The following is a 7495-nucleotide window of genomic DNA, read 5'->3' as shown; positions in this document are numbered from 1 at the left end:
GCTATTTGTTCTTCAGAATTTAGTAAATCCAAAAGTTCTTTTTCGTCTTCTTTGTTCAGATAAAGTGGAATCCAAGCCATAGTTTATTTTGCATTATTGCTAACGTTATAAGTATGTGTCGTAGCAGAGCAAAATGTTACCGAGCCATCGACAAATCTGCTCTGATTTTATAACTTTTTCTCTCTAAAATCTTTGCGCCAAACCAAACACACAAAAACCTTTGGTTGTCACTTGAATGCTATGATCACATACTTGGTGTTACCACACGTTTTTATTCCAAGTATTCATATTTGAAATATCTTGGGATATATCCGCGAACACTTTTTAAAAGTCCGTTCTTAAAATATTTATAATTCAGTTCATATTTATTAATTCTGTCGTTCATAAAAACCGAATAAATATCAGATTTAATAAGTCGACCTTCCTCATCGAAAGTATTTGTAATAGTTTTGTCGTCAGCAAATTTTTGTAAATCATTTTGATCTTTATATGCTATAGTATTTGGAATTCCGTTGATCGTATCAGTCACTTTTTTTAATTTAGGTTCCAAATAATATCCAACAAAACGTTTAACATAAACATCTTTATCGTATTCTTTAGTTTTTTGATAGAGAATAATTGAATCATTTCTTCTAGTAGTGGTTGATTTGAAAGGTTTGTAATAATATTTAGTTTCATAAATAAGATTACCTATTTTTTTTATGGAAGAATCCAGCTTTCCATTTGTACCATATTTAAAAGTTATAGAATCATTCCCTAGGGAATCCTTTATTCGAACTAAATGATTAGAAGAATTATATTGGTAAAGGTTTATTTTATTTATTCGTTTTACTTTTCTGGTTTTTCGATTATAAGATGCACTATATTTAATTGAACTTATTCTTTTCCCAGTTTGGTTAAATTCAACAATCTCTGATAAGTCCTTTGATGAATTCAAATAGACAAATATTTTCTTTACTTGTCGGTTTGAATATACACTATCAGGTTGCCATCTATTCTCAATTTGTCCGTAACTCAGAGATGTGATACAAATTAATATTAAAATAAGTTTTTTCATTTTGCTATTATTTCAAACAAATTTAAAATCCGTTCTAGTAGATAAAAACTTAAAATGAGTGAAAAGGTCTTTTCGGTTAGAGAAGAGTCCGTTTCATATGTGTGGTAACGTCTCGGCTATGGTTAGTATGGGAATTAAAAGTAGTGAACTTTTGATTAAACATTTAGCCAAAACTTTTTATTTTGTTTTATATTTCTCTCTAAAGCCAAATCAAAAAGATTTGGCGGACTTGATTAAATACATTAAACTTAGGGGTAAGTGCCAAAACCCGTATTAATTATAGCCATTGTTAGGCATAGTTTTATTCCTTTTCAATCGAAGTTTCCCATCCATCATATTCTCCATTGAATTTCTTTGCTCTTTTCCTCAAATCTGAAGTAATTGGATAAATCGAATCAATATCAACATTGTCTATTCTCCAAACTTGCAATTCAAATGGAAGGTTAGTTTCTTTATTAATTCCAGCATTCTGCACTTTGAAATTTAATTTTTCTAAACCCACTTTGCATTTATTCATTTCAGATTCTTTAGAAAAATAAAGCCAATGGTCAATTCGTCTTGCTTTGGTTAAATTATCTCCTGCTTCTTCCAAATTACGTAGTACAGATTGGTCAGCCATATAGTTTTTAGTTTCTTCATTTGGATATAAGAACTCTCTATAATATTTCCATTCTTGATCTTTTTTTACATTCAGGTAAAATTTATAGTCAGGATAATTGGCGTTGTAAAAACTCTCGATTTTTGATATAATATTTTTTTGTTCTTTAATGTAGAAATACTCAAGTCTTTCATTGTTATACATAAATGACCCGACCAATATAAATTCCGTTTCTTTTTGTATAATTTCGATTAGTTCATCAGCAACTTTATGTAAGACACTAAAAGTCCCATTTTCTGGAAATCCGTTTTCTTTTGACGTTTCATAAGTTAATCCAGTAACCAAAACATAATCAAATTCTTTTATTGGCGAAGAATTAATTAAATCCATTCTTAATGTAGTTGAACCAGGTTTTTCATTTTCATATGTTGCCATATAAGTATCCCATTGTTCTTCCGAATTTTGTGCAGTCATAAGTGTAGTTGAAAATATTATTATCAATAAGAGTATAATTGATTTCCTCATTTTTTTAATTATGCCTAACGTTTCGTGTATGAATTGTTATGGCGTTCAGCCATTATGATTTATACACCTTGTTATATGCTTTTTTTATTTAGTTTATTTGTAATAAGCTTGTTATTAAATATATATTTATTGGACTTTACATATTCCAATTTTTCGTTCAATAATTTCTTATCCATCCGCTTAAATTTTTTCTCAGAATATACTATATCAAATTCAGCTTTTTCAAGTCCCTTGATTACGGAGTTTTCCAATTCAGATTGATCTTTTACAAGTTCGTTATTTAGGTAAATCCGTCCAGGTAATCGATCATATTTTTCCATATCAATTATCATATTCTGTTGAAATTCAATTTTGAATTCTTGATTCAGTTTATTTCCACAGTGAAGTAATATTGAACCTCCATCCATCCAAGTACTCAAATCCAAAATCTTGATAGGGCTTTTTAAATCAATATCACTTTTAGTTATTTCCTTCATCTAAATTTTGATTGATGCTTTTTAATTTTTAAGTAATACCTTTAATTCCCTATATTTTTCTAAAAGAGCGCCTCTATAACCCCAATCTTCTGTTTCGTCTTCAATTTTGGGATTTATAAACGTTCCATCATCAGCAATTATATCAATGGTTTCTAATCCCATTTCCTTGGCATTTCTTTTTTGCTCCTCAGTTTGATCATAAATACCCATCATTTCTTTTGAGTATTTCCAGTCTTTATCAAATACTTCCTCAAAAAGACTTATAAATTGTTCGACTGTGGTTTTGATTTTGTCATCCATAATTTACACAAACATTGAAATTGTTATAACAGCTGATTCACCTGCTTCAATCTTTCTATAGTTGACAAATGCAGAGCACTCATTAATCGCTTCTATTATTTCTGGGTTTCGTTCTTTCAATTCTCTGCAGTCTCCTAAATCTATTAGAGTCAATTCATTATTCAGCTCGTCCATACAATCAATCCAAGCGTTCATATTCCGTCCGTAGTAGCTGGGAAAATTGAATTTTTGAGAAAATACATTGTGAAATGTTTCCCAACTATTAATAGTTTTAGAATCAATTTTAACTGTCTTCATTTATTGCATATAACGTTAAATATATGGCAAGTTGGGCAGAAAACAAGCGATTATTTTCGGTTTAGCCACAAGCCAAATCTTTTGTGTTTTGTTTTAATTTTTTTCTTTTAATACCAAATCAAAAGATTTGGCGACTTTGTAAATGGACAATGACCTTTTGATTAAACACTAATCGCCCTATTTGCTATATATAGTGTTACCACACGTTTTTATTATTTTATACAAATTTCCTAATATTCATCATACATCCCAAATGTAAGCCTTCGTGATAATTATTGAATTCAAAAGCATCCATTAACGAGCTTAAATGAAAACCTGTTCCAGTCATTCGTTCATTGTACGTATTGAATTTTCCGTGATAAAAATCTATCTCCGTTTTTTCAATTAGTGATAATAGTAAGGCTTTAAGTTCCTTTACTTCTATTTCTGTAGTTAGTCGAGTAGGTTTTGTGCCAGATTTATAAAGTCCAAATAATTCGTCCGAAATATGCCCATTCAGGTTAGATCCTTTGTAAATCAATGCTTGTTGTGCAACTATTATATGTCCAATATTCCAAATTAGATTATTGCTAAATCCATCAGGTATTTTATTCAGTTGTTCTAAAGTGTAATTTTCAAAATATTCAGAGTAGAGATTCCGACTTGTTTTCCAAGTTTTAAATATTGATTTCATTTCAATTTTGTTGGTCGTGATATTCGTCATTTTTAATGTGTGGTAACGTTTAGCTATGCGTAGTGCGAAAGCAAAAAATCACTGGTCTTCGAATCAACACTTAGCCAAAGTTTATGTTTTGTTTTTATCTTTTCTAAAATACTAAATTTAAATCTTTGGCGGCAAACCAAATAGACAATGACCTTTCGATTAAACCCAAACCCCGCATTATCGTATAGGTGTTGTTACCACACGTTTTTGTTTTATTCAATTCAGAGTTTTATTTTCTAAAATATCAAACCCTAGATAACCTTCTCTAACTTCAAATTCTACATTTTTATAGGATTCCATTTTTTCATAATATTTATGAGGAAATACTAGCTCCTTTTTTGTCCCCTCATAATTAATGTAAAAAGTTGGTTTTCTTTCATCACGATGATATTTTCTTCCAGGAAGTGATGAACGTTCGATTATCAAATAGGATTTTTTGACAGATTTCTTATCAGCTAAATAATAATTTGTCAAAATAAATATCGAACAAGCAATGAACCCATAACTAAATAAAGATTGCATAATCGCATAAAACGTCAAACTAACTCCACTGTATTTGTCATAAGTATTTTTATAATTTTTAAAATCAACTACAAAAGCGATTAGACTTACTATAGAAACTATTACTATAGGTATTATCACATTTATAATAGTATTCCGATATATTATTATTTGCCAAATCATTAATCCTAAGCCTAAGAATAATATAATTGGATATAATACTTTTCTGTGTTTTTTAGTCATTCGTAATGTGTGGTAACGGTTTGTATATGGTTTGTTGCGTGGTTAAGTAACAAATTTAGCAAGTACAAACCGAATAGAAAATCCGCGAGGATTTTCGTAAGCAAGCTAGAACTAGCAATAAATTATATACTTTGTTACCACACGTTTTTATATTGCGTTATTTGTTCGATTAATAAATTCAGTCAGTTTTTCAGGTTCAGTTTTCGCCTTCTCCATTATTCCGATATTACTAACTATAAAACTCGATAAAATCTCATTCGGTTTTTCAGTCCGATTATTTTTTTTCATACTTGAGTTAAACATAAAAGACCTAATTGTATGTATCGGTCCCCAAGGAATTCCCCACCAACCTAAAAGTGCTGATTTCGTATTTGCTTTACTGTGCATTTCATCAAGGCAATTTGAGCAAGCAATTTTTAAAGATTTCTCGTAATTTGTCATTATTATCATACTAATGACTTGACCAACCATTGTTGCATTAATTTTTTGCGTTTTGGATTTGCATTTCGGACAAGGATGATTTTTTAATATCGCACAGTATTCATTAAATTCAGATTCCGTTAATTCCTTAGTTTGGGAATCAACACTATCAATTAAATTCAGATTTAGATTTCTTTTTTTAATCTCTGCTTTTAAAATATCAAGAACCTCTGGTCGTAAAGAACCAGCCTCTTCTGATGCGATTTTTTCGATTTTATAATCGTCGAAATTTTTATAATTTTCTCTAATGTCGTTTAAATCCATTCTGTTTTCTCAAATGTGTGGTAACGGTTTTGTGTATGGTTTCGTTGCGGAAAAATCCGCAGGATTCTTTCTGCCATAACTCAAAGATAGCGAATAAGCGTTGAATTCCGATTAGGAATTCAGCCGCAATGAGCTATACACGTTGTTGCCTACAGTATTTATTTTTTTACTATTTCAGTTCTATAATTTATTCCCCAATCTATAACTTCTCCAATTAAATTATCTAAAGTTCTTCCGTGTTCAGTTAAAGTGTATTCAACAGTAACTGGTTTTGTGTCTTTTACGGTTCGAGTTATAAGTTTGTTTAGTTCTAATTCTTGTAAATCGGCAGATAGTTTTTTTGCTGCGATTCCATTAATTGCTCGTTTAAGTTCCATAAATCGCATTGTTCTGCCACGAAGTAAAGTCCCTATTATCTGTATTTTCCATTTACCAGATAATAATTCCATTGTATCACTTATGGCTCGTAATTGTTTTACACACTCTACTGATAATGGTTCTCTTGGTTCTATTTTCATTTTTTATATTTAGTAGTTTCCTTTAGGAAATTAATATCTTTTAACAAGTTAGTATCAAAAGTAAACTATAATGTTTAATTTTGTAGTATTAAAACGAAATATTATTATGAGAACAAAAACATTTTTAACAATTCACGGAATAATTTACGCTGTTTTTGGATTAGGACTATTCTTTATTCCAAATTTGTTATGGCCGAACTATGGGCTAGAACTTAATGATAAGTATGCTGTTTTTCTATCACAACACACAACAATTTTTTTAGGCGGAATAGCAATTATTAGTCTTTTGTTTAGAGATGTAGAAGAGAAAAGTGTTTATGCAAAGAAAATCTTAACAGGGTTACTATGGACAAACATTTTGGGTGTAATTATTACACTTTATGCAATTTATAAAGGAATATTTTATGGATTTGGATGGTCAGATCCTGCATTCTTCGCTTTGCTATCTATATTAAGTTATTTACAATTAAAGAAAAATCAATAACCTTAAAAATATTATATTATGAGTACACAAAAAATTTGGGACCTGCATTTAAAGTATGATGGTCCTGTTACACAAGAATTTATGGAAGGTAATAAGCAATTAGCAGAAAGTATTGCCGAAGAAGAAGGGGTTGTATGGAAAATATGGACATACGAAGAAGGTACAGATCATTATGGTTCAACTTACTTATTTAAAAACCTTGATTATTTAAAAAAGTATCGAGAAATGCATATCAAGAGATTAAATGCTATTGGGATAACAGATATTACCGACCATATTTTTGACATTTTTGAAGATTTGAGCAAAATAGACAACGCTCCGATTGGTTAAGAAAACCATAAGTTATAGAGGGCTTCAAGAGTTAGTTCCTTTACTCGTTGAGGCTCTTTTTCTTGCTTTAAACATTAAGTTTTGCGGGTTTTCTCGTATTGTAGGCAACGTCTCGTATAAGAATAGTTGCGTGGTTAAGTCACTAATTTAGTAAACAAAAACTAGCCAGAGGAAAATCCGTAGGATTTTCCGAGTAAGCAATGACCAAGCAATTATTTTTATACATTGTTGTGTTTAGTTTTTAAACATTTTCATATTCCGTTTGTTCTGGCGGATAATCCATTTTCACTCTTCTAATTATTTCCTCTCGATTGTGAGCCCATTCAGGATATTCAGTCCACTTTTTTTCGTTTTTGAAATATATAACCTTAAGCATTTTTCCAACGAGCATTTCTCCGCTTATTTCAATTCTTTTCCATTCGTTATTTATTTTCTCATCGTAACAGATTGAATCTCTTCCCAAAGGTCGAGTTCTCCATCCACGTTTGTTTTCCTTAATTTTCCAGATTTGAAATCGAATCAAAAAGAACAATATAACTCCAACAAGAAGTATAATTAGAATCAAGAATATTTTAAGAATAATGTTCATTTAGATGTTCCGTCAAATTAAACACAACGTTTCGTGTATGGTGTCGTAGCATCCCGAAGGGTGCTATGCACTATACACATTGTTAACTACTTTTATTTTATTAATTCTACTCTTGTAACTAAGTATGTCA

At 30.2% G+C, this 7495-nt stretch carries 12 protein-coding genes; 2 read left to right on the top strand and 10 right to left on the bottom strand.

Annotation, left to right across the window (positions count from 1 at the left end; genetic code table 11):
- Positions 1–271 precede the first annotated feature (271 nt).
- The 9 genes from DG435_RS08220 to DG435_RS08175 all read right to left on the bottom strand — a co-directional run bounded on the left by DG435_RS08220 (position 272) and on the right by DG435_RS08175 (position 5962).
- Entirely contained in the window at positions 272–1057 is a 786-nt protein-coding gene (locus DG435_RS08220) for a hypothetical protein (protein ID WP_106795108.1), read from the bottom strand.
- A gap of 301 nt (positions 1058–1358) precedes the next feature.
- On the bottom strand, positions 1359–2129 hold the full coding sequence (locus DG435_RS08210) for a DUF695 domain-containing protein (protein WP_159025814.1): 771 nt from the start codon (positions 2127–2129) through the stop codon (positions 1359–1361).
- A 122-nt stretch (positions 2130–2251) separates the two neighbouring features.
- Positions 2252–2656, bottom strand: coding sequence for a hypothetical protein (locus DG435_RS08205; protein ID WP_106795111.1), 405 nt, complete (start codon positions 2654–2656; stop codon positions 2252–2254).
- Positions 2657–2677: 21 nt separating this feature from the next.
- The gene (locus DG435_RS08200; protein WP_106795112.1) at positions 2678–2956 is read right to left on the bottom strand and encodes a hypothetical protein; all 279 of its coding nucleotides are present in this window, start codon (positions 2954–2956) and stop codon (positions 2678–2680) included.
- A 3-nt stretch (positions 2957–2959) separates the two neighbouring features.
- On the bottom strand, positions 2960–3253 hold the full coding sequence (locus tag DG435_RS08195; RefSeq protein WP_106795113.1) for a barstar family protein: 294 nt from the start codon (positions 3251–3253) through the stop codon (positions 2960–2962).
- A 217-nt stretch (positions 3254–3470) separates the two neighbouring features.
- Positions 3471–3926 (bottom strand): DinB family protein, encoded by a 456-nt coding sequence (locus tag DG435_RS08190; protein ID WP_106795119.1) that lies wholly within the window; start codon positions 3924–3926, stop codon positions 3471–3473.
- Between the two features lie 246 nt (positions 3927–4172).
- On the bottom strand, positions 4173–4700 hold the full coding sequence (locus DG435_RS08185) for a hypothetical protein (RefSeq protein ID WP_106795114.1): 528 nt from the start codon (positions 4698–4700) through the stop codon (positions 4173–4175).
- Positions 4701–4847: 147 nt separating this feature from the next.
- Positions 4848–5444, bottom strand: a complete 597-nt coding sequence (locus DG435_RS08180; protein WP_106795115.1) for a hypothetical protein — start codon at positions 5442–5444, stop codon at positions 4848–4850.
- 158 nt (positions 5445–5602) lie between these two features.
- Positions 5603–5962, bottom strand: coding sequence for a helix-turn-helix domain-containing protein (locus tag DG435_RS08175; protein ID WP_106795116.1), 360 nt, complete (start codon positions 5960–5962; stop codon positions 5603–5605).
- A 106-nt stretch (positions 5963–6068) separates the two neighbouring features.
- On the opposite strand from DG435_RS08175, the gene DG435_RS08170 reads away from it, so the two are divergent.
- Both DG435_RS08170 and DG435_RS08165 read left to right on the top strand, forming a co-directional pair.
- Positions 6069–6446 carry a hypothetical protein gene (locus tag DG435_RS08170; RefSeq protein ID WP_106795120.1) on the top strand — a complete coding sequence of 126 codons (378 nt, stop codon included), beginning with the start codon at positions 6069–6071 and terminating at the stop codon, positions 6444–6446.
- 18 nt (positions 6447–6464) lie between these two features.
- Positions 6465–6776 carry a monooxygenase gene (locus DG435_RS08165; protein WP_106795117.1) on the top strand — a complete coding sequence of 104 codons (312 nt, stop codon included), beginning with the start codon at positions 6465–6467 and terminating at the stop codon, positions 6774–6776.
- Between the two features lie 241 nt (positions 6777–7017).
- Here the strand turns inward: DG435_RS08165 and DG435_RS08160 are convergent, their stop codons facing one another.
- Positions 7018–7365 carry a hypothetical protein gene (locus DG435_RS08160; protein WP_106795118.1) on the bottom strand — a complete coding sequence of 116 codons (348 nt, stop codon included), beginning with the start codon at positions 7363–7365 and terminating at the stop codon, positions 7018–7020.
- Between the last annotated feature and the right edge of the window lie 130 nt (positions 7366–7495).

Source organism: Aquimarina sp. Aq78, assembly GCF_900299525.1.
Classification (GTDB): domain Bacteria; phylum Bacteroidota; class Bacteroidia; order Flavobacteriales; family Flavobacteriaceae; genus Aquimarina.
This window is presented reverse-complemented; position numbering and strand designations above follow the sequence as displayed.